This window comes from Saccharopolyspora sp. NPDC050642 (assembly GCF_040654735.1).
GTDB classification, from domain to species: domain Bacteria; phylum Actinomycetota; class Actinomycetes; order Mycobacteriales; family Pseudonocardiaceae; genus Saccharopolyspora; species Saccharopolyspora elongata.
In genome coordinates this window covers 197,259-218,038 of record NZ_JBFAIN010000007.1, presented here as the reverse complement: position 1 = coordinate 218,038, position 20,780 = coordinate 197,259, and the positions used below count along the sequence as shown (strand labels likewise).

Below are 20,780 nucleotides of genomic sequence, written 5' to 3'. Positions count from 1 at the left end.
TGGTCAGTGCTGGGGCGGGGTCGCGGAACCGCGGATGACCAGTTGCAGCGGGAGGGTCCGCCGCACGGTGTCGGTCTCCGGTTCGGCGATGCGGGCGTGGACCAGTTCCAGCGCCCCGTGGGCCAGGTCGGCGACGGGCTGCTGCAGGGTTGTGAGCTTCGGGCGCAGCCATTCGCCGACCCGGATGCCGTCGCAGCCGATCACCGACAGGTCCTCCGGGATGCGCAGGCCGTGCAGTTCGGCGGCGCCGAGGACGCCGACCGCGGCGATGTCGCTGCCGACGAACACGGCGGTGGGCGGCTGCGCGGCGCCGGTGAGGTACGGGAAGGTGCTCGCGCCGAACTGCTCGGTGTAGGGGCCGTGCAGGATCAGGTCCTCGTCGACCTCCAGGTCGGCGTGCAGCATCGCGTCGCGGTATCCGCGGAGGCGGTCGCGGGTGGTGGAGAGCTCCCGCGGTCCGGCTATGTGCGCGATGCGCCGGTGCCCCAGCTGCGCCAGGTACGCCGTCGCCTGGTAGGCGCCGCCGTAGTTGTCGACTCCGATGGTGTCCACCCCGGCGGTGTCGGCGATCTCCTCGTCGAGCACGACCACCGGCAGCCCGTCGGCGATGGCCTGGAGCAGTCGCGGGTTCTCCCGGTGCATCCCGACGTAGATCATCCCGTCGATGTCCTCGGCGCCGGCGACGAAATCGCTCACCTTGGCTTCCCGCTGCGCCTGTCGCCCGGTCACGCCGATGACGAGCGAGGCGCCGCTGACCGCGGCGGCCGTGGCGATCTCCTCGGCCAGCGCCGCGAAGAACGGGTTGACCAGTTCCGGGACGATCAGCGCGATGACCGGGCCGTGGTCGCGCGCGGCGTCCGGGGATGCCGCCGGGCGCACCTCGTAGTGCAGTTCCCGGACGGCGGCGTCGATCCGGGCAGCGGTTTCGGACTGCACCTTCAGCTGGCCGCGCAGGTAGCGCGACGCCGTCGAGGTCGACACTTGCGCAAGTTGCGCAACGCGCGTCAACGTCATCGCCGCCCTTTCGTCGAGTGCTCGACCGCAGTGTATCGGCCGGTCTTCAGGGGATTGCTCTTGACGCGCCGAACGGGTCCGCTTATGTTTGCGCAACATCGAGCGCAAAATTTGCGCAACGTACTTTCACCAGGAGGCGGAATTGAGTCGGGTGCTGTTGGCCGGGGAGTCCTGGGTCGCCCGGACGACCGACGTCAAGGGCTTCGATGCCATCGACCGGGCCCAGCTCGAGATCGGCGCCGAGGTGTTGCTCGCGGCGTTGCGCGCAGAGGGGCACGAGGTGGTGCACCTGCCGTCGCACGCCGTGGCGACCGATTTCCCCGCCTCGACGGCGGAACTGGACGAATACGACGTGGTGATCCTGTCGGACATCGGCGCGAACTCGCTGCTGCTGCACCCGCAGGTGTTCAACCAGGGACGCCCCTTCCCGAACCGGCTCAAGCTGCTGGCCGAGTGGGTGCGGGGCGGCGGCGGGCTGGCCATGGCCGGCGGCTACCTGAGCTTCCAGGGGTTCCAGGCCAAGGCGAACTTCCACGGCACGCCGATCGAGGACGTGCTGCCGGTCGAGATCCTGCCCTACGACGACCGGGTGGAATGCCCCGAAGGCGTCGCCGGTGAGCTCACCGGAACCGCGCACCCGGTCACCGAGGGCCTGGACGAGCAGTGGCCGATCCTGCTCGGTTACCAGCGGCTGATCGCCAAGCCCGACGCGGCCGTGCTCGCCACGGTCGAATCCCGGCCGTTGCTGGCCGTGCGCGCCGAAGGAGCCGGCCGGACCCTCGCCTTCGCCTCGGACATCTCGCCGCACTGGGCACCCACCGAGTTCATGGAGTGGCAGGGGTACCGTCGGCTGTTCCACCAGGCCGTCACCTGGTTGGCCGGCGACCGGTAGCCCAGTCCGCGCCCCGCCGGGCTGCCCACGTCACCCGCGGTGTGCCTCGGACGACAACGACGTCCAAGCCTTGCCCCCGTCTCACCTAATCCGGTGCACCACGGACAACTAGGGAGTGCGCACCGCCATGACCAATACACCCGCTCCTCCGGTGACCCCGCCGGCGACGTCCGGCCGGGCGGCCCGCGGCGTCACCACGACCGCCCTGGTCATCGCCACGGTGCTGGCCGGCATGCTCAGCCCGCTGCAGTCAGCGGTCAACGGAGCGCTCGGCGAGACCGTCGGCGACGGCAACAGCGCGGCCGTGATCTCGTTCGGCAGCGGCTTGGTGCTGATGCTCGTCATCGTGTTCGCACGGCCCGGCACGCGCCGGCAGGCGCTGGCCATCCCGCGCCTGATCCGCAGCCGCCGCATCGGCTGGTGGAACTACCTCGCCGGTCTCTGCGGCGGCGCGGTGGTGCTCTCCGAGGGCGTCTCGGTCGGGGTGCTCGGGGTCGCGGTCTTCCAGATCACCCTGATCGCGGGCCTGATCCTCTCCGGGGTCATCTGCGACCGGATCGGCGTCACCGCCACGGTCAAGCAGCCGATCTCGGTCGCCCGCGGGCTCGGCGCCGCGCTGGCCGTCGCCGCCACCGCGGTCACGATCTCGCCGAACTTCCACGTGCCGCACGCGATCGCGCTGGCCGTCCTGCCGTTCGCCGCCGGGCTGCTCGCCGGGTGGCAGCCGGCGGGCAACGCGGCGGTGGCGCGGGAGAGCGGCTCGATGCTGGTGTCGATCACGTTCAACTTCCTGGTCGGCTTCGTCGTCCTGCTGGCGGGCCTGCTGGTCCGGCTGGCGATCGGGACGGCGCACTTCTCGCTGCCGCCGACCTGGTGGATGTACACCGGCGGGGTGCTGGGCCTGCTGTCGATCGGATTCATGGCGCTGCTGGTGCGCGGTCTCGGCCTGCTCCTGCTCGGGCTGGGTTCGGTGGCCGGGCAGCTCGTCGGTTCGCTGCTGCTCGACCTCGTCGTGCCCGCGGTCGGCCACCCCATCCACCTCGTCACCGTGATCGGCACCGTGCTCGCGCTGATCGCCGCCGGGATCGGGATGATCCCCTCCCGCCAGGCCGGTGAACCGGGAGCCGCGCGGTGACCGGCGGGTTCGTGCAGACCGTCACGGGCCCGGTGCCCGCGGGCGAACTGGGGCTCGTCCTGCCGCACGAGCACCTCTTCAACGACCTGTCCGGGGTGCTCGACCCGCCGAGCTACCGGTTCACCGAGTTCCTGGCCGATCGCGCCGTCGACGCATCGGCGGCGTGGGCGCTCCGGCAGGACCCGTACTGCTGCGCGGACAACCTGGCCGCCAAGCAGGTCGACGGCGTGGTCGACGACGTCGCGGCCTTCCAGGCGGTCGGCGGCCGGACCATCGTCGATGCCACGTGCAGCGCGGCCATCGGCCGCGACCCCGACAAGCTGGTGGAGGCGGCCCACCGCACCGGCCTGAACATCGTCATGGGCTGCGGCGCCTACCTGGAGAAGTTCGAGGGCGAGCGCATCACGGCGAACTCGGTCGAGGCGCAGGCCGCGAGCATCGGCGACGAGCTCGCCCGCGGCGTCGGCGAGCACCGGGCGCAGCCGGGGATCATCGGCGAGATCGGTGTTTCCCCGGACTTCACCCCGGCGGAGTCGGCCTCGTTGCGGGCTGCCGCGCTCGCCCAGCGCGAGCATCCCGAGGTGGCGCTCATGATCCACCTGCCCGGCTGGCAGCGCCGCGGGCACGAGGTGCTCGACATCGTGCTCGACGAGATCGGCGTCGACCCCGGCCGGGTGGTGCTGTCGCACATGGACCCGTCGGCAGCGGACACCGCCTACCAGACCGGCATCGCCGACCGCGGGGTCTGGCTGGAGTTCGACATGATCGGCATGGACATCACGTTCCCGAAGGAGGGCGAGGCCCCGGCGAGCCGGGTGAGCGCGGCGGCCGTCGCGGGGCTCGTCGAGGCCGGCCACGGCCACCGGGTGCTGCTCAGCCACGACGTCTTCCTGAAGCAGATGTGGACGCGCCACGGCGGGAACGGATTCGCATTCGTGCCAACGGTTTTCGCCGAGATGCTGCGGGTGCTCGGAGTCGGCGACGACTGGATCGAGACGCTCACCCGGACCAATCCTGCCCGCATGCTCAGCGGGCAGTAACAGGCCGGCTCCACATCCGGAGGTCCGTTCCGGCCTTGGCCACATGAGTGATCTTGCTGTCTCGGTCGTGTGGCTGACGAGTATCCGGAAGCTCTCAGGCAATGCGCTCGAACAGCCTGTCGTCGACTGCTCAGCTACCAGGTCGACCCGGTGGCACAGGACCAAAGCCCCAGGCTGATGCCCCGCCGCCGACGGCATGCTGGAGCCGGTCATGGCGTCAGCGGCCTCTTCCTGATCCTTGCCGTGCGACCGGTCATGCCAGGGGCGGGGCTGTTGAATCAAGAGCTGGTGAGGTGTCACAACCCGCGCTGTCCGGTCCTAGGAGCTGAGCGGACCCTCCGCTCCCATTCCTCGGGGAGGTCTTTTCATGTCGGACATCGAGTCGACGAACGACAGGCAGCAGCCACGATCGAACGCGTGGCAGTCGGCGGTCACCGTGGTGCAGGAGGCGGAGCCGCCCTTCATCCCGGCGGGTGCGCACGTGACGACCATCGTCGTCGAGTTCCCACCGGGCGACCCCGGCACCCCTGCGCATCGGCACCCCGGACCGGCCTTCGGCTATGTGCTGGACGGCGAGATGGTGTTCGAGCTCGAAGGTCAGCCGGCGCGTGTCGTCCGGGCCGGCGAGGCGTTCTGGGAGCCGGGTGGCGACGTCATCCACTACCAGGACGGCAACAACCGCGACGACGTCCCGGTGCGCTTCACCGTCACCATGTTCTGCGAACCGGGCAAACCCATGCTCACCTTGGTGGACGAGGAAGAGCTCGTCCGGCGCAAGAGCCGCCGGGCCCCGCGCACGAGCTGACCGCGAGACCCGTCGTGTTCAAGGCTCGGACATCTCATCTCCGAGAACGCGGAAGGTCGACGAAATGAAGATCGCTGTCATCGGTGGCACCGGCCTCATCGGCTCGCAGGTGGTCAAGCTCCTGAACGCCAGTGGGCACGAGGCGGTGCCGCACTCGCCGTCCACCGGTCTGGACCTGCTCAGCGGGCAAGGCCTGCCCGAAGCGCTGGACAAGGCCGACGTCGTCGTCAACCTGACGAACTCGCCGACCTTCGACGAAGCCTCGCTCGAGTTCTTCCAGAAGACGATGGACAACCTGCTGACGGCAGCCAAGGCCGCCGGCGTCGGCCACGCGGTAATCCTCTCGATCGTGGGCGCAGACCAGGTGCCGGGCCTGGTCTACTACCGCGCGAAGGTGTTGCAGGAGGACATCCTCAAGGCCGGCCCCGTGCCGTACTCGATCGTCCGCGCCACGCAGTTCTTCGAGTTCATCGACGCGGTGCTGTCCTGGACCGCCGACGAGAGAACCGTCCGCCTGCCCGCCACTCTCGTCCAGCCCATGGCCGCGGCCGACGTCGCCCGGGCCGTGGCCGACGTCAGCCTGGGCGACCCGCTGCAGGGCACCCGCAACGTCGCCGGCCCCGAGGTCTTCGCGCTCGACGAGCTGGGCGAGATCACCCTCGCCGCCCGTGGTGACCATCGCACCGTCGTCACCGACAACAGCGCCGGCATGTTCGCCGCCGCCCCGCGCGACGTCCTCATCGCCAAGGACGACGCCGTCCTCGCCAAGACCACCTATCGGGAATGGCTCGCGAGCTGACTCGGCTCGGCGACGACACAGCTGCTGCGCACCTTAAGCCGAACCGGCTGATGCCACCAATGCCAAACGGACGAAGTGGGTTTGCTGGCTCAGGCCTGGGCAAGTCCTCCGTCGACGAAGAGTTCGGCACCGGTGGTGAAACTGCTGGCGTCAGTTGCCAGGAAGAGCGCGGCCGCGGCCACTTCCTCCGGGTCTCCCAGCCGGCCGAGGGGCATGCCGGCCAGGAGAGCATCCTTGAAGTCGGTTTCCCGAGCCGGATCGGCCGTGACGCCGGAGAACATCGGAGTCTCGATCGGACCTGGGCTGATCGCATTGACCCGGATGCGGCGCCCCGCCAGCTCCACCGCCCAGGTCCGCGCGAAGTTGCGAACGGCGGCCTTGGCGGCGCTGTAGACGCTCGACGCCTCGACGCCCTTGGACGCGGCGATGGACGACGTCAGGATGACCGACGCGCCATCCGACAGCAGCGGCAGCGCCTTCTGCACCGTGAACAGCAGCCCCCGGACGTTGACGCCGAAGATGCGGTCGAAATGCTCCTCGCTGACGTCTTCCAGCCGCGCGAGCTCGGCCACACCCGCGTTCGCGAACAGCACGTCGATGCGGCCGCTGTGGTCCCCGACCCGGGCGTAAAGGCGGTCGAGATCCTCGAGCGAGGACACGTCGCTTCGCACGGCGATGGCTTGTCCGCGGTCGTTCTGCGCGTTGATCGCCTTCGCCGTGGTGTCCAACTCGGCCTGTCGCCGACCGGTGACGAACACGGTCGCACCTTCCGAGGCGAAACGTCGAGCAGTGGCCGCTCCAATACCCTCGGAACCGCCGGTGATCACGGTGACCTTCCCGTCGAGCTGCCCCATGCGACATCCCTCCCGCTCGCCGATGCTCCCCGTGCCCAAGCCCCGGTCACATGGCCCTTCGCCCTCAGAACACATGTGCGCGAACCCGGCTTCTACTCGCTTGCAGTGCGATTGCGATCAGCTTGTGCTTCGCGACGCTGGCCGCGCTCAACCTGGCCCGCAGTGAAACGGGCCGGACCTCGTCGTGGATCTTCCAGTCGATCGTCCTCGGCGGCATCATCATGCCCGGCGCGGTGTTCACCGTCCGCTACCTCGGAACCGCCTTCAAGAAGTCCGGTCACCCGGCGTGCAGGGCGTCAACGTCAAAGCCCTCGTCGGTGCCTCAGGCTTGTCGGGTGGGTCGTCACGCGCGGTCCAGGCGAGGTAGCACGAACTCGCGCAGGAGAAGCCTGATCACTGCGGCCATGGGAATGGCGATCAATGCCCCGATGACTCCCAGCAGGGCCGCTCCGAGCAAGACGGCGACGACCGTGGCGACGGCAGGTACCTGCGCGGTCCGGCCGATGATCTTCGGCACGAGGAGGTAGTCCTCGATGACCCGGTAGACGATGAGGAAAGCCACGGTGGCCAATGCGACCGGCACCGACACGGTCAGGGAGAGCATCGAGACGATCACACCGGCGGTGATGGGGCCGACTACCGGCAGCAGGTCCAGGAGCGCGACGAGCACCGCCAGCAACAGCGGAAACGGTACGCCGAAGATCATCAGCCAGATGAAGGTTGCGGTCCCCGCTATCAGCGAGGTGATCAGGTTGCCGAGCAGGTACCCACCGGTCTGGTCGAAGATTTCGTTGCCGATCCGGGTGGCGCGGGGCCGCCGCTGTGCCGGTACCAATTGGTACAGCGTCCGCAGGATGTGCGGCATCGCCGCCAGGAAGTACACCACGAGAACCGCGACCACGACCGAACCGGAAATCGCGTCGAACAGCAGCTGTCCTGCCCCGAGCAGTCCTTGCGCCAGCGTTGCGCTTTGTTCGCTGAGCAACTGCTGCACGCGCTGTTGGACCTCGAACTGGGCATTGAGTTGCCCGAGCGTGGACCGCGGGTCTTGCAGGCTGCTCAGATATCCCGGCACCTGCGCGGTGAACTGGCCTGCTTGAGCGATCAGGGGCGGAATCGCCGCCGCGAGGAATCCGGCCACCACGCCCAGAGCGACTACCAGCACGCTCAGCACCGCGGCCCATCTCGGCAGCCGGTGTCGTACCAACCACGACACCGTTGGTTCCAGGCTCATTGCCAGAAAGAAGGCCAGGCCGATGAGGATCAGCACTTGCCGTGCGGTGATGATCAGCTGGACTGCGCCGAAGGTCACCGCCACGCCGGCGGCCGCCGTCATGCCGGTGACGAAGGGGGAGCGCCGGTCAAGGGTACGTCCCGGTCGCTCGTCGCCCCTCGACCTGGCCGCCGTCGCCGCGTTGGGCTCCGGCTCGTCACCCGGCGACCCGGGTTCGTCTGCTGGTCGACGAGTCATTCCCGCATCACAACCGTGCTCGTCGCGATCTTCCGGCTCGGCAGTGGGATCCGTCGTCACCGTGTCCTCCCGCCGGTTGTTCTGCGTCAGCGGTCTTCCCGGTGAGGGCGGCGTTTTCGGTGGATGCGTGGGTCCTTCCTGCGCGTCTTGGGGCTTCGTGGCAGTTCTCGATTCGGTCTTGCTCGCGGAAGGCTTCGCCGTCGTCGAATGCGGTCCGCGTGTTGACTGCCCGGCCTGTCTTGCCGGCCGGCTTTCCCATGCATGCGCCGTTCGTCCACTATGGATCAGTTGGTGTTGTTGCGAGGAACATGCCTAGGTGCCCAGGTGCTGGCGTAGGAATTGACCGGCTTGCGCGATCGCGGCGCGTGGCGCGGGTGTGTCCGCGATGGGGTTGAGCAACGCGAAGTCGTGGATCGTCCCGCCATAGCGCACCTGAGTCACCGGCACTCCCGCCTGCGCGAGCTTGCTCGCGTATGCCTCGCCCTCGTCGCGGAGCACATCGTCGTCGGTGACCACCAGCGCCGGCGGCAGTCCGCGCAACTGGTCGATCGACGCCTCCAGCGGGGAGACCGTCGGCTCCCAGCGCTGCTTCTCATCGGGCAGATACGCGTTCCAGAACCACTGCATCGCGGCACGCGTCAGCCAAGGGCCCTCCGCGTACTGCCGGTAGGAGCCGGTATCCAGATCGGCGTCGGTGACCGGGTAGAACAGCACCTGGGCCGCGATCCGCGGACCACTGCGTTGCTTGGCCATCAGCGTCAGCGCCGCCGTCATGTTGCCGCCGACGCTATCGCCGAACAGCGCGATCCGCCTCGGGTCGCCACCGAAGTCCGCAGCGTTGGCCGCCACCCACTCGAGCGCGGTGTAGGCCTGCTCGTTCTGCACCGGGTAGTGCGCCTCGGGTGCCGGCGTGTAATCGACGAATACGACTGCCGCTCGGGCCGCGTTCGCCAGCTCCCGCACGAGGCGATCATGGGTGTCCTTGTCCCCGAGAATCCAGCCGCCGCCGTGCGAGTGGACGATCACCGGCAACACGTCGGTGGTGTGTTGGGGCTTGACGATGCGAATGCTCACCTCGCCGGTCGGTCCACCCGGGATCACGCGATCCTCGACATCGGCGGGCATCACCTCGACCGGGACGCTGGTCTGGGCTCCCCGAAGCACGTCGCGCGCGTCCTGCGGCGAGAGTTCATAAAGCGGCGTGCCCCCGGCAGCGGCGAGCTGGTCCAGCCATTCCTGCGTGCGAGGCTCGACGAGCGTTGTCCCGACGGGCTTGGCGCCACTGCTCATCGTGATCTTCTCCAAGGGGTTTTCGGGCTTTCCGCCCGTTACCGATGTCGATCTGGAACCGGCAAGCCCAGCACGTACCCGACGAGGCAGCCTTCGATGGCTGGCCGTGGACCGCCGATCGGCAGATGACGACTGACCCGTCGAGAGTGGATCGATGCAGCTCGTGCTTATAGAGCAGAAGGTCCTTGCGCCTCGTAAACCTGGTTCGTGCACGCGGGTTCGATCGAGCTTGCCGGGTCAGCCAGTGGTGAGCACCATGCGGAACCGGGCGGCGCCGGAGAGCATCTTTTGGTATGCCTCGTTGGCCTGGTCCAGCGGGAGGGGCTCGATCATCGGGCGGATCCCGTGCAGAGCGCTGAAGGCCAGGGTGTCCTGCACGTCCTGTGCGGTGCCGGACGGGTGGCCGCGGACGATCTTGCCGCGCATGACCAGCTGGTTCGGGCTGATGCCCAGCGGCTCAGCCACCGCGCCGATGACCACCAGCTCGCCGCGGTGGGACAGCCCGTCCGCGGTCGCTGTGATGGCATCGGCGTTGGCGGCGGTGGCGAGCACGACCTTGGCACCGCCGAGGGTCTGCAGCGCGGCTGCGACGGGGGTGTCGGCCGTGCTGTCGATGTAGTGGTGCGCGCCGAGCTGCTCCGCGAACTCGGCTTTCTCGGCTCCCCGGGCGATCGCCACCGTCTCGAAGCCCATGGCGACCGCGTACCTCACTGCCAGGTGGCCCAGACCGCCGATGCCGAGTACGGCTACCAAGTCGCCCGGCTGCGCAGAGCTGCGTCGCAGTCCGTTGTACGTCGTTACTCCCGCGCAGGCCATGGGGGCCGCATCGGTGGCCGCCAGCGAGTCTGGGATGCGGGCCAGGGCGTCGACCGGCGCGATGACCGCCTCGGCGAAACCGCCGTCGTAGGCCCATCCGGGGACTTTCAGGTTGTCGCACACGATGAAGTCGCCCTGCTTGCAGGGTGTGCAGCGGTGGCAGCTGCCGCCGAACCAGCCCACCGCCACCCGATCGCCCACCTGCCACCCGGTGTGCGTCCCCTCGCCGAGCTGCTCGACGTGTCCGGCGATCTCATGGCCAGGGACCAGCGGGAACCGGACACCTGGAACTGCGGCGTCGATGAAGAACGAGTCGCTGTGGCAGACTCCGCACGCCTCGACGGCGATGCACACGTGGCCGGGGCCCGGATGCGCTGCCTCGCGCTCGACGATCTCGAATGGTCCGCCGGCCGCGGAGACCTGCGCGACTCGATAGGGGCTCATCTGGATCTCTCCCGAGCACGGTCGCTGACGGCTTCCGGTACCAGCAGACCAGTTCCCGCTCCCACGCGCACGCCGACGGGAGCGGTTCACTGCCGCGACCGGGGTTCGTGGGCGGGTCGTGCTGGGGGCGAAAGCATCGCGGGATTTCCGCCGCACGCAGAGGCGCACATCGCCACTACGGCGCGCCTGCGCCGCCGGAACCGCTACGAACGGTCCACTTGGGACATTGAGATGATCACGGGAGAACCCGCGCGGACCGTTGAAGAATTCGTCGCCGAACGAATCACCTGTTCACCCCGTGAGCTCCAACAGGACCGGACCCCCGTACCGACCGAATCCGACATCGCGCGGACCCGCCGGTGGCAAGTGACCGTGGGAGGGGAGTGCCTCACGGTCCTTCTTGCCGGCTGTTGAACACTTCGCGCCGTTCTCGTACGTATTGCTCAACCGTTCGGGCTGGTTGGCCGGTGATCTGCTCGACGTCGGTGGTGGCGCGGTCGTAGCGGCCGTCGCGGTGCAGTTTCGCCATCGTGGCGATGTGTTGCTGCACGTGGGGATTCAGGTCGGTGCTCGTCAGCTGGTCGAACCACTCGTCGTAGGAGACGTGCGCGGCGGTGATGGGCCGGCCCAGCGCGCGTGAGTACTCGTGGGCGAGTTCGTCGATGTGCAGGGCCGCGGGGCCGGTCAGTTCGTACACCGAGCCGATGTGGCGTTGCGGTGCGCGCAGGACTGCGGTGACGACGTTGGCGACATCGCCGGCGGCGATGGGGGAGGTGCGGCCCGTTCCGAAGGGCAGTGCCAGCGTGTCGTGGTCGCGGATCGATTGCGCGGCGAGCACGGAGAACAGCGGGTTCTCGAGCAGCACCGTGGGTCTGATGTGGACCGCCGGGACCGCGGACCAGTCGATGACGTGTTCGGCCAGCCAGTGCAGGCGTTGCTGGTGGGATTCCGCCGTGCTCGTCGCCGTCATCTGGGAGACGGTCATCTGCGACATGTTGACCAGGACTTCGAGGCCGGGTGGTTCTCGGACCGCCGCGCAGACGACGGCGGTGGCTTCGAGGTAGTCCGGCGAGACGCTCATGCTGAAGAACATCCGGCTGATGCCGTCGGTGGCTGCGGCGACGTGCACGGGGTTGGTGAGGTCGCCGACGACGACATCTGCGCCGAGGTCTCGCAGGGCTTCGGCTCGGGCGTCGTCGTGGTGGACCATGGCCCGCACTGCCAGCCGGTGGGCGAGGAGGTGTTCCACGACGAGCCGGCTGATCCCGCCGACGCCACCACCGGCACCGGTGATCAGGTACGTGGGTTCGGTGGTCATCGAAACCCCTCAGGCTAGTCGCAGCGGCACAATCGATCATCATGTCGTGGCGTTCGGCAGAGGCGAGAGCGCTGGCTGTGCTGGGGCGGCGGACCTTGAGGCACGAAAGCGGCGGTTGTGCTGTCCAGTAGAAACGACAGCACAACCGCCCATATCTGTTTGCTTCCAGTCGGCAGCAGGGTGTGACTCCTTCTGGGTGGGAGCAACCGGTAGAGCACGCTGAGCTAGGAATTGGCTGAGCTGGATGCGGTCTCTGGGAGTACTAGGGCCTGGTTACCAGCCGCCCCAGCCCCAGCCGCCCCAGCCACCCCAGCGGCCCCAGCCGCCCCAGCCCCAGCCGCCCCAGCCCCAGCCACCCCAGCCCCAGCCGCCCCAACCTCCCCAGTTGGTGCGCTGACGACCGAAGACAGTGCTGATCTTCATGGCGGTTCCTCATCATCGCTGTTGGGCGCAATGGTTTCAGTGGATCTCTGTTTCAAAATCGTGCTGTGCGCAGTGACAACACCAGGCGCGCTCCTGATGGCGAATGGCGGGAGTACGCGGTAATTCCCCGAGCCATCGGCGGAAAGACATCACCGATGGCTCTCATGTACTGCGTTTTCGACAGTAGTGCCGGACTCCGGTGAGAAAAAGGGGACTTTTGCCCCGCGCACGTTCCGTGGTCACTGAGTGGCCGGCGGACCCGCTGATTCGCCGACGCGAAGGAAAGAGCGTTGCGCTGCGAACAGTCGGTCACCGGAGGCGACATCGACGACGAGATTTGCTGAACCACAGCTCAGGCAACCGGAAACCGCGGGGCTCAAACCACTCGTGCCGGGCAGGTGATTCCGAGAACCGCCTCCACCGTGGTGGACAAGCTTGGCCTCCCGGCGACCGACGACACGCACCGACACGACCTCGCGGTGATCACCTTCCTCGAGGTCCGCTGATCGACGGTGACCTGCGCGCACGAGGCGCGTGCATGCTTGGTCGTAGCAAGAGGATCAGCTTGAAGGGGCGGGCCGGTCGGCGAAGACACCGTGCAGCATTCCGGTGGCCTGTCCGATCTCGATGAGGTACCCGTCCGGGTCGCGGAGGTAGCACCGCAACTCGGCCTTGCGGTCCTTGGGCTCGGTCAGGAACTGCGCGCCTTTCGCGCGGGCATCGGCATAGAACGCGGCGATATCGGCGACTCGGATGTTCAGGAACGCCGACACCGGGTCCCCAGGTTGGGGCGGGGTCAGGCTGATGTCCGGTTTATCTGGTGTGGGGCCGCCTCCGGGATTCATGATGATCCAGCTGTTGGCGATCCGGACGGTGGTCGGGTTCTCGGCCAGCACGACCTGCCCACCGAAGATGTCGACGTAGAACTCTCGCGAGACGCTGACGTCACGCACGGTCAGGAAGTGCGTCACAACCAGCCCCTGCTGTGGCGCGGGGAAGTCGTCATGGTCCGTCACTGGTATCTCCTAACGATCGCTTGGTCGCGAACCGCTGATCGCCCCAGCGGTGCGGATCGCTCTCCGTTCCCTCGGTGCGGAATTTGTTGATCTCGGCGGTGTTGAAGCCGAGCTGGGGGAGGACCTCCTCGTTGTAATCGCCCAGGCCGGGGGTGCTCGCGTCGTCGGCCGGAGACCGCTGCTAGCCCAGGCGCCGTTTCTCGCGCGCTCTTCCTGCGGTTCCTCCCCGGCATCATCCAACAGGGGGCGCCGACCTGCCTCGCGGCGACCGGGCGGACACAAGCACCATTTCTCGTGCTGGTGCTGTGCCTGTTCGCCGCCAGCGCCCTCGCGTACGCCGTCCGCGTTGGTGACGGCCAGCTCCGACTGGGACGTGAACGGAGAGCGGCGGCCGCCAGCGAGCCCGAGGCAGATGATTGAGCAGCTGCCGACGCGACTTGTCCTTCGGCAGGACCGCGAATTTCGCTTGCGGTCAGCTACGCGCTCGACGAGGGTGGCGTCCGGATCATCAGGAGGAAGTCAGCATGTACGTACCGCCTTCGGCGCGACCGCTCAACGCGGAGGAACGCGAACTGGTCGAGCTCGCCCGCCGAACGATCGACGCCAACGCGGATTCCGGTCCTGACGAGGACGGCATCCACACGATGGGCGCCGCTGTGATGGCGGCCGATTCCCGCATGTTCAGCGGCGTGAATCTCTTCCACTTCACCGGCGGCCCATGCGCCGAGCTGGTCGCGCTCGGCGCGGCTCGGGCCCAGGGCGCGCGGGAGATGAAGTGCATCGTCGCGGTCGGCAGCGACGGGCGCGGTGTCACGGGCCCGTGTGGGCGTGATCGGCAGGTGTTCGCGGACTACTACCCGATGATGCGTGTTGTCGTGCCCACTTCGGGCGGGTTGCGCACTGTGGTGGCAGCCGATTTGCTGCCGCTGTTCCAGAAGTGGACCCCGGAAGCCGGCACGGCCGCCTTCGACGCGTCGAGCTACGACGATCCCGAGCATCGACCCTGACATGACCACCGGGGCGGCTGCACGGCTTCGCATTCGGCCTTGTCCGTCGGTCGACTGCACGAGCCGATGGTGGCCGCTCGCTGCGGCAGTTGCCCGTTCGCGATGTTCGGTTGACCTTGCGGAAGTACCGGGAACAGCTGGGGAAGCGCGCCTCGACCACGCGCGGGACTACCCGGCCGGTGGGCGGGTCCCCACCCCGTCCACCGGCCGCGGCAGGAGAAACTCGTGTCAGTGGAAGACCATGTGGTCGGCGACAACGGTCTTCCCGTCCTGCTGCACCTCGCCCGAGGCGGTCACCTCGTCACCGACCTCGGGAGCGCCGTTTTCGAGCTCGATCACGGTGTCCGGGGTCAGGACGAACTCCAGCTCCGGGCCGCCCGGGTGCGCGACGACGGAGAACACGGTCACTTCGCCCCACACGACGTCGCCCCGCTTCTCGATCTTGCTGACCTGGCCCTCGACCCTGATGTTGTGCGTCTCATCGGACGGCTTCACCTGCCGGGTCTGGCTCGGGTGGCTCTTCGCGACCTGGCCGTCCGCGGACGCGGCAACGGCGGTCCCACCGAAGACGAGGGCGGGCAGCAGGGCGAGGCCGGCGATGGCGCCGACGCGGCGCGTGCTCTTGGCAGACATGGGTTTCGCCTTTCGCGTTGTGTGCACCGGTCCTCGAGGACCGGATGAGCACAGCGTGTCCGGCCCGTTTGAGCGATCTCGGAGAAGATCTGGGAGAGTTCTGAGAATCCGAGGGCTCGCGGGGAGAGGCGAGCCCGTTCTCGCTGGAGAGCACCGCCCGGTTTCCAGGGAACTCCCAGAACTTTCCGGGATTTCACTCAGCTGCGTCGGAGCTCGCATCATCGACGAGCGGCAGCAGCACCCGGAACGTCGCGCCGGCTCCTGGTGCCGTATCCAGGGAAATCGTTCCGCCGTGCGCGGTGACCAGGGAATGCACGATGGCCAGGCCGAGTCCGGCGCCGCCGCCGTCGGTGCGGCTGCGCGAGTCGTCCGCGCGGTAGAACCGGCCGAACACGCGCGCCTGCTGTTCGGCGGTCAGCCCCGGACCTTCGTCCGCTCGTGTCGGTCTGCTTCCGGAGTCGCTGGATCACCTCGAAGCCGTCCATGTCCGGCAGCATCACGTCCGGCAGCACCAGATCCGGGGTGCTGAGTCGTGCCTGCTCCAGCCCTTCGTCGCCACTGGCAGCGGACGTCACCGTGAAACCGGCGAATACGCAGTGTGGCGGCAAGGAGTTCTCGCACCGTGGGTTCGTCGTCCACGAGGAGCAGATTCGTTCCGGGTTCGGATGCCACGCTGAGCCTTTCCGGGTAACCAGTCGCGACGTTGGTAGCGGTGACAGAGGATGCGCAGAAGGGTGGTGCGGTACAGCACGAAGACGCGGAACCCCGGTATGAAGAGGGTCCTTCCGAGATCAACTTCAGCCGAGCGCCGAGCCCGTTCGAGCAAGCAGTCCTGATCCTGCGCTGGTTCCTCGACAACACCCGCGTGGCGCAACTGGCCTGCGACAACGCGATCAGCAAGTCCACCGCGCACGACTGAGCCAGGTCCTCGCCACACCGGATGACTGGCCACTGTGGACTTCCGAAGTGCGGTCCGGCGAACACGACACCACCGCGCTGCGGACCCACGCCGAGATCCTTCGACATCCACGTCGAGGCGACGGTGTTCCGGGCAGGGCTGATGGGTCGGGATCGCTCGCCGACCGCGGTCAGGGCTTGCGCGGGCCGCACGCCCTACCTGACCGACTGCGCTTGCCGGCGGGTCGACTGGGCTGTCCCGGGTTGTGGGTGTTGAAGGGAGCTTCCGGCTCGCAGTGGGACCGGAATGCGGTCCGCCGGTCGGCTTCGAGTCCCATCCGTGTCCATTGGTCTCGTGAATCCGTCACGGCGCGTGCGGCGCCGCATTCACACGAGGCACCGCGTGCAACGGGTGTCCCTTTGTACTCTCGATAGCCGAGAGAACACCCGCGGTGAATCCCCCATTCGGGTTAACGCCATTAGTCGTCGTAACGGGCAGTATCGCCCGGAAATTGCACACGAACCCCCAGCTCCTGGCGTTGTTCATCCCCCGGGACGCCGGCTGGGGATAGGAGGAGAGAGAACATGCCCCGAGGTTCTCTGGTCCGAGGCGTTCTTGCGGTCGCCGTGACGATCCTGGCCAGCCTGGCGCTCGCGGCGACGACCGCCGTGGCTGCGCCCTTGGTCATCGGCGGTAGCCAAGCGACTCAGACCTACGGCTTCATGGCGTCCATGCAGTCCACCGACGGCAAGCACCACTGCGGCGCCTCGCTGATCGACAAGCAGTGGCTGGTCACCGCCGCGCACTGCGTGGACGGGCAGCAGCCCGGCAACGTCCAGTACCGGATCGGGACGACCGACCGCACCAGCGGTGGTGAGGTGGTCAAGCCGGACAAGTTCGTGGCCCACCCCAAGTCGAAGCAGAAGCAGGCCGGCAGCGACGTCTCCGCCGGCTACGACCTGGCCCTGGTCCACCTGTCGAACCCGGTGCAGGAGCAGCCGATCAAGATCGCTACCACTTCACCGGAGGCCGACACCGCGCTGCAGCTGCTCGGCTGGGGCCAGACGTGCGGGACGCCCAAGTGCGGCGAGCCGCCGGTGAAGTTGAAGGAGCTGGACACCAAGACGCTCGCCCCGGCGAACTGCAGCAGCTCGCAGGACGGGTTCGATTCGGCACGGGAGCTGTGCATCGACAATCAGTCGGGCAAGGTGAACGCCTGCTATGGCGACTCCGGTGGCCCGGCCGTGGTGCAAGACGGCAGCGGTCTTGCACTGGTCGGAGCGACCAGCCGCGGCATGGCCGAGAACTGCGCGGAGAAGCCGGGCATCTACAGCAACGTCGTGGCGCACGCTGACTGGATCAACCAGACCATGAGTTCTGGCGGTTCTGGCGGTTCTGACGGTTCGTCCGAGGTGCCCGGCAAGTCTTCCGGCGGAGGTTCCGACATGCCTTCTGGCAAGCCGTCGCTCCCGCCGGGGACGCCGCGCCACCGGTGAATCCATCGCCTGCGGCGGACACCCTCGGCCCCGAGGTCGCATCTCCATCGTGGGCTCCCTCGCCATCCCGCAGCTGCCGTGCCACGAGGCGCGGCAGCTGCGGGACGGCAGCCGTCTCCGCGCTCGCCGACCGACGCCCGGATGCACCGATTTGGCCTGGAGTTCCTCGGTTCTAGCTGGTCAGTCTCTTGTGGACTGCCCGAGGAAAGGCGTCGCAGGTTCAAATACCACCACCGAACTCGCGGAACGTCGTACGCCGGCGGGAAACCCGCCCGGCTTGGCCCGGTTCTCGCGAAGCTCCGGCGAGTCGCGCTGATCTGCGAACCTGCGCTCAGCCCTGGTCGGTGGAGGCTCTGATCACCAGGGTCGGTGGGAGGCGCACGGATTCCGGTGTCTCCCCGGCCATGGCTTGCGCGAGCATGTCGACCGCGGCCTTGCCCATCTGCTTCACGGGAGTCCGCACCGAGGTCAGCGGGATGGGCAGTTCGGCGGCCAGCGGCGTGTCGTGGTAGCCGGCGACCGCCAGGTCTTCGCCGGCTCGGATGCCGTGGTCGCGCAGGGCCCCGATCGCGCCGATCGCGGCGAAATCGTTGACGGCGAAGATCGCGTCCGGCGCCGGGCCGTGGGCGAGCAGTTCATCGGCGCCCTGGTGGCCCTCCTCGACATCGAGTCCCGCCTGGACGATCCGATTCCCGGGCACCTCGATGCCCTCTTCGCGGTAGCGGTCGACGAATCCGGCCGTGCGGTCGCGGGCCGTGCTCGCGAACTTCGGCCCGGCCAAGACCGCAGCGCGTTCGAAGCCGCGGTCCAGGAAGTGCTCCGCGACCAGCCGGCCACCGAGGTAGTCGTCGCAGGTCGCGGCCGGGAAGCTGCCCGACCACCTGTTGACCAGCACGAACGGGACGCCGCGATCGGCGAATTCGGTGAGGAACGCGCTGTCGAGGTGGGCGTCGCCGAAGATCATCCCGTCAACGCGGCGGGCGAGCATCACCTCGGCCGCGTTTCGCTGCCGCTGCGCGAGGTCGTCGGTGTTGGTCACGAACGTCGACAGGCCGACATCTGCCGCTGCGGCGTGGATCCCCTCGTAGACCATGGCGAGCACGAGGTCCGACAGGCGTGGGACGAGCACGCCGATCAAGCCGCTTCGCCGGGTGCGCAGGCTGGCCGCGTGCGGATTGGGCCGGTAGTCGAGCTCCTCGGCGATCTGGCGGATCCGCTCGGCGAGTTCGGGCGAGGCTGCCGCGCGCCGCTCCTGCGCTGTTCCGTTGAGCACGCGGGAGACCGTCGAGGAGTGGCTTCCGACGGCCTCTGCGATGGCGCGCAAGGTCGCGGGGCGGCGCGGCTTGAGCGGCGCTCCGCGAGGGGCGTCTTGCGTCGACATCGGAGGAACTCTACCCAGCCTCTTGACGCCTGGTGGACAAGACCAGCATAGTCACCCAAACGTTTGGGGCAAACGTTTGGGTGACCGGTCGGTGATGAGCGCGTTCTGCCCGGACGCGCACCGGAGGTGATCGAGTGAACGTCGAACTGCTGGCGCCCGACCGCGAACGGCTGTGGTCCGATCTGCACGATCTCGCGCGGCTGAGCGAGCCGGATTCGGAAGGCTGGACGCGCCGCGTTTTCAGCGAGCCGTACCGGGCGGCCCGGCATTGGGTGCGCAACCGGATGCGCGATGCCGGGCTGGAGGTCTCCGTCGACCTCGCGGGCAACATCGTCGGCCGGCTTCCGGGCCTGCACGGTGGCGCTCCGCTGGTCACCGGCTCGCACACGGACACCGTCCAGGGAGGCGGGCGGTTCGACGGGATCGTGGGAGTGCTCGGCGGCATCGAGGTCGCGCGGCGGCTGCGGGAAACGGGGACCCGGCTCGACCACGATCTCCTCGTCGTCGACTTCCTCGGCGAGGAGTCCAACCCCTACAGCGGCAGCTGCCTTGGCAGCCAGGCGGCGGCCGGGGTGCTCACGGCGGAGAACCTGGACCGGGTGGACGTGGCCGGCAACCGGCTCGGCGACGTGGCGACGGCCTTCGGGCTGGACCCCAACGGGATGCTCACGCCCACCTGGGCAACGAGGCCGCTGCACGGTTACCTCGAACTGCACATCGAACAGGGGCCGACGCTGGAACAACGGGGCATCGGCATCGGGATCGTCACCGCGATCGTCGGTATCGAGCGCTTCCTCGCCACGTTCACCGGTCGGTCCGATCACGCGGGGACCAGGCGGATGGATGATCGGCGGGACGCGTTGGTCGCGGCCGCCAGGACGGTGCTGACCGTCGAGCGCGAGGGGTGCGCGGCGCCCGGGAATGCGGTCGCCACCTGCGGTGACCTGCGGGTCGAACCGGGTGCGGAGAACGTGGTCCCGGGCCGGACGCGCCTGGCGGCCGAGTTCCGCAGCGAGGACCAGGTCTGGCTGTCCGGTGTTCGCCGGCGGATCGTCGAGGAGATCGCTCGGGAAAGCGCCGAGAACGGTGTCGAAGTGCTGATCGACTGGACCGTGGACAACCCGGTCGTCCCGACGAATCCGTCCGTGCAGAACCTGACGTCGGCCGCCGCCGACGAACTCGGCCTCTCGTGGATGGCAATGCCAAGCGGGGCCGGCCACGATGCCGCACATCTGGCTGCGCGTTGCCCGGCCGGGATGATCTTCGTGCCCTCCCGTGACGGTCGCAGCCACTGCCCCGACGAATGGACCGACTCCGACCAGATCGCCACTGGCGTGCACCTGCTGGCGGCCGGCCTGGTCCGGATGGATCAAGAGGCCACCGTGGACAACGATTTCGGGGCTGGCCGATGAAGAACCGGAAGTCTGCTGACGGCGACATCCGCTGAGCGTTGGCGGTAGGCGAAACCGCGCCGCCAGGAGGCTGCCATCGCATTGTGTCCAGGCGCGGCGGCCGTGATCGACGCCCGCCGCAGAATCACCATGCGATGATTCCTGCCTGGTGAACCCCGCCCGCGGTTGACCGGTCGGTGAATTCGCGCTCGCGCCCGTGTTCCACAGTGGACATTTTGTCGGTGTCGGGTCGATGTGTGCGCCGTCGAACCGCCGCACGGCAGCCTTTTCCTGGTGTGCCCAACCTGATCGCCACCCCGAGCATCGCGGTATTCGTCGACCAGGCCAGCGTCGGAAGGGGCGTTGCCGTCGTTCAAGGCGTCGCCCGGGTGCTGCGCGGCGAGGATCCCGCCGACGGGGTTGTCCGACCGCGGTCGAGTGTGATCACTGGTCATTCGCCGACGATATCGACGAGCCGCACAGGGCATTCATCGGCAGGTAACCGGTGGCGTCGTACCGGCTCTCCGTCGCGGTCTTCATCGACGGTGTTTTTGGGTATACCATCTGACGCGATCGAGCGGTCGGAGCTTCTGATCGAGTGGCCCACCGGGACTGGATAGCGCGATCCCGCAGTGGGTGTAAACCGCTTCGTCGTAG

20 protein-coding genes and 2 pseudogenes are annotated in these 20,780 nt (G+C 68.2%); 9 read left to right on the top strand and 13 right to left on the bottom strand.

The features are described 5' to 3' along the window. Positions 1-3: 3 nt before the first annotated feature. Positions 4-1,014, bottom strand: coding sequence for a LacI family DNA-binding transcriptional regulator (locus AB0H93_RS14375; protein WP_358572281.1), 1,011 nt, complete (start codon positions 1,012-1,014; stop codon positions 4-6). Between the two features lie 151 nt (positions 1,015-1,165). On the opposite strand from AB0H93_RS14375, the gene AB0H93_RS14370 reads away from it, so the two are divergent. The 5 genes from AB0H93_RS14370 to AB0H93_RS14350 all read left to right on the top strand — a co-directional run bounded on the left by AB0H93_RS14370 (position 1,166) and on the right by AB0H93_RS14350 (position 5,685). Beyond that, positions 1,166-1,906 (top strand): glutamine amidotransferase, encoded by a 741-nt coding sequence (locus AB0H93_RS14370; RefSeq protein WP_358572499.1) that lies wholly within the window; start codon positions 1,166-1,168, stop codon positions 1,904-1,906. A 127-nt stretch (positions 1,907-2,033) separates the two neighbouring features. Next, complete coding sequence (locus tag AB0H93_RS14365) at positions 2,034-3,041, top strand: DMT family transporter (RefSeq protein WP_358572279.1); 1,008 nt, start codon at positions 2,034-2,036, stop codon at positions 3,039-3,041. Then, positions 3,038-4,081 (top strand): phosphotriesterase-related protein, encoded by a 1,044-nt coding sequence (locus tag AB0H93_RS14360; RefSeq protein ID WP_358572277.1) that lies wholly within the window; start codon positions 3,038-3,040, stop codon positions 4,079-4,081. The genes AB0H93_RS14365 and AB0H93_RS14360 overlap by 4 nt, the downstream gene beginning before the upstream one ends. A 367-nt stretch (positions 4,082-4,448) precedes the next feature. Beyond that, on the top strand, positions 4,449-4,886 hold the full coding sequence (locus AB0H93_RS14355) for a cupin domain-containing protein (protein ID WP_358572275.1): 438 nt from the start codon (positions 4,449-4,451) through the stop codon (positions 4,884-4,886). A gap of 64 nt (positions 4,887-4,950) precedes the next feature. Next, positions 4,951-5,685, top strand: a complete 735-nt coding sequence (locus AB0H93_RS14350; RefSeq protein WP_358572273.1) for an NAD(P)H-binding protein — start codon at positions 4,951-4,953, stop codon at positions 5,683-5,685. A gap of 89 nt (positions 5,686-5,774) precedes the next feature. Here the strand turns inward: AB0H93_RS14350 and AB0H93_RS14345 are convergent, their stop codons facing one another. The 8 genes from AB0H93_RS14345 to AB0H93_RS14310 all read right to left on the bottom strand — a co-directional run bounded on the left by AB0H93_RS14345 (position 5,775) and on the right by AB0H93_RS14310 (position 13,317). Continuing rightward, positions 5,775-6,539 (bottom strand): SDR family oxidoreductase, encoded by a 765-nt coding sequence (locus AB0H93_RS14345; protein WP_358572271.1) that lies wholly within the window; start codon positions 6,537-6,539, stop codon positions 5,775-5,777. Positions 6,540-6,603: 64 nt separating this feature from the next. Continuing rightward, positions 6,604-6,780 carry a hypothetical protein gene (locus AB0H93_RS14340; protein ID WP_358572269.1) on the bottom strand — a complete coding sequence of 59 codons (177 nt, stop codon included), beginning with the start codon at positions 6,778-6,780 and terminating at the stop codon, positions 6,604-6,606. Between the two features lie 102 nt (positions 6,781-6,882). Then, complete coding sequence (locus AB0H93_RS14335) at positions 6,883-8,070, bottom strand: AI-2E family transporter (protein ID WP_358572267.1); 1,188 nt, start codon at positions 8,068-8,070, stop codon at positions 6,883-6,885. Between the two features lie 252 nt (positions 8,071-8,322). Next, positions 8,323-9,300, bottom strand: a complete 978-nt coding sequence (locus AB0H93_RS14330) for an alpha/beta hydrolase (RefSeq protein WP_358572265.1) — start codon at positions 9,298-9,300, stop codon at positions 8,323-8,325. 237 nt (positions 9,301-9,537) lie between these two features. After that, entirely contained in the window at positions 9,538-10,560 is a 1,023-nt protein-coding gene (locus tag AB0H93_RS14325; RefSeq protein ID WP_358572263.1) for an alcohol dehydrogenase, read from the bottom strand. Between the two features lie 388 nt (positions 10,561-10,948). After that, positions 10,949-11,878, bottom strand: a complete 930-nt coding sequence (locus tag AB0H93_RS14320) for an NAD(P)H-binding protein (protein WP_358572261.1) — start codon at positions 11,876-11,878, stop codon at positions 10,949-10,951. A gap of 273 nt (positions 11,879-12,151) precedes the next feature. Beyond that, positions 12,152-12,301: a hypothetical protein gene (locus AB0H93_RS14315; protein WP_358572259.1), complete on the bottom strand. Its 150-nt coding sequence runs from the start codon at positions 12,299-12,301 to the stop codon at positions 12,152-12,154. A 560-nt stretch (positions 12,302-12,861) separates the two neighbouring features. Continuing rightward, positions 12,862-13,317, bottom strand: a complete 456-nt coding sequence (locus AB0H93_RS14310) for a VOC family protein (protein ID WP_358497382.1) — start codon at positions 13,315-13,317, stop codon at positions 12,862-12,864. A gap of 524 nt (positions 13,318-13,841) precedes the next feature. Here AB0H93_RS14310 and AB0H93_RS14305 point away from each other — a divergent pair. After that, the gene (locus AB0H93_RS14305) at positions 13,842-14,324 is read left to right on the top strand and encodes a cytidine deaminase (RefSeq protein ID WP_358572257.1); all 483 of its coding nucleotides are present in this window, start codon (positions 13,842-13,844) and stop codon (positions 14,322-14,324) included. A gap of 228 nt (positions 14,325-14,552) precedes the next feature. Here AB0H93_RS14305 and AB0H93_RS14300 read toward each other — a convergent pair whose 3' ends face one another. The 3 genes and pseudogenes from AB0H93_RS14300 to AB0H93_RS14290 all read right to left on the bottom strand — a co-directional run. Further along, positions 14,553-14,957 (bottom strand): hypothetical protein, encoded by a 405-nt coding sequence (locus tag AB0H93_RS14300; protein WP_358572255.1) that lies wholly within the window; start codon positions 14,955-14,957, stop codon positions 14,553-14,555. Positions 14,958-15,150: 193 nt separating this feature from the next. Next, positions 15,151-15,351 (bottom strand): ATP-binding protein, encoded by a 201-nt coding sequence (locus tag AB0H93_RS14295; protein ID WP_358572253.1) that lies wholly within the window; start codon positions 15,349-15,351, stop codon positions 15,151-15,153. Positions 15,352-15,457: 106 nt separating this feature from the next. Then, a pseudogene (locus AB0H93_RS14290) lies at positions 15,458-15,532 on the bottom strand (hypothetical protein); the annotation flags it as partial. A gap of 245 nt (positions 15,533-15,777) precedes the next feature. Between AB0H93_RS14290 and AB0H93_RS14285 the strand changes: the two are divergent. Both AB0H93_RS14285 and AB0H93_RS14280 read left to right on the top strand, forming a co-directional pair. Beyond that, positions 15,778-15,977: pseudogene (locus AB0H93_RS14285) on the top strand (hypothetical protein); the annotation flags it as partial. Positions 15,978-16,439: 462 nt separating this feature from the next. After that, entirely contained in the window at positions 16,440-17,351 is a 912-nt protein-coding gene (locus AB0H93_RS14280) for a serine protease (protein WP_358572251.1), read from the top strand. Positions 17,352-17,682: 331 nt separating this feature from the next. On the opposite strand, the gene AB0H93_RS14275 is transcribed toward AB0H93_RS14280, so the two are convergent. Next, positions 17,683-18,732 carry a LacI family DNA-binding transcriptional regulator gene (locus tag AB0H93_RS14275; RefSeq protein WP_358572249.1) on the bottom strand — a complete coding sequence of 350 codons (1,050 nt, stop codon included), beginning with the start codon at positions 18,730-18,732 and terminating at the stop codon, positions 17,683-17,685. Between the two features lie 134 nt (positions 18,733-18,866). On the opposite strand from AB0H93_RS14275, the gene AB0H93_RS14270 reads away from it, so the two are divergent. After that, complete coding sequence (locus AB0H93_RS14270; protein ID WP_358572247.1) at positions 18,867-20,144, top strand: M20 family metallo-hydrolase; 1,278 nt, start codon at positions 18,867-18,869, stop codon at positions 20,142-20,144. Positions 20,145-20,780: the final 636 nt, after the last annotated feature.

Excerpts from the sequence above, each read along its gene's own strand:
- AB0H93_RS14375 (WP_358572281.1), bottom strand. The coding sequence starts at position 1,014 with ATGACGTTGACGCGCGTTGCGCAACTTGCGCAAGTGTCGACCTCGACG.
- AB0H93_RS14365 (WP_358572279.1), top strand. The coding sequence starts at position 2,034 with ATGACCAATACACCCGCTCCTCCGGTGACCCCGCCGGCGACGTCCGGC.
- AB0H93_RS14355 (WP_358572275.1), top strand. The coding sequence starts at position 4,449 with ATGTCGGACATCGAGTCGACGAACGACAGGCAGCAGCCACGATCGAAC.
- AB0H93_RS14350 (WP_358572273.1), top strand. The coding sequence starts at position 4,951 with ATGAAGATCGCTGTCATCGGTGGCACCGGCCTCATCGGCTCGCAGGTG.
- AB0H93_RS14345 (WP_358572271.1), bottom strand. The coding sequence starts at position 6,539 with ATGGGGCAGCTCGACGGGAAGGTCACCGTGATCACCGGCGGTTCCGAG.
- AB0H93_RS14330 (WP_358572265.1), bottom strand. The coding sequence starts at position 9,300 with ATGAGCAGTGGCGCCAAGCCCGTCGGGACAACGCTCGTCGAGCCTCGC.
- AB0H93_RS14325 (WP_358572263.1), bottom strand. The coding sequence starts at position 10,560 with ATGAGCCCCTATCGAGTCGCGCAGGTCTCCGCGGCCGGCGGACCATTC.
- AB0H93_RS14320 (WP_358572261.1), bottom strand. The coding sequence starts at position 11,878 with ATGACCACCGAACCCACGTACCTGATCACCGGTGCCGGTGGTGGCGTC.
- AB0H93_RS14315 (WP_358572259.1), bottom strand. The coding sequence starts at position 12,301 with ATGAAGATCAGCACTGTCTTCGGTCGTCAGCGCACCAACTGGGGAGGT.
- AB0H93_RS14305 (WP_358572257.1), top strand. The coding sequence starts at position 13,842 with ATGTACGTACCGCCTTCGGCGCGACCGCTCAACGCGGAGGAACGCGAA.
- AB0H93_RS14300 (WP_358572255.1), bottom strand. The coding sequence starts at position 14,957 with ATGTCTGCCAAGAGCACGCGCCGCGTCGGCGCCATCGCCGGCCTCGCC.
- AB0H93_RS14280 (WP_358572251.1), top strand. The coding sequence starts at position 16,440 with ATGCCCCGAGGTTCTCTGGTCCGAGGCGTTCTTGCGGTCGCCGTGACG.
- AB0H93_RS14275 (WP_358572249.1), bottom strand. The coding sequence starts at position 18,732 with ATGTCGACGCAAGACGCCCCTCGCGGAGCGCCGCTCAAGCCGCGCCGC.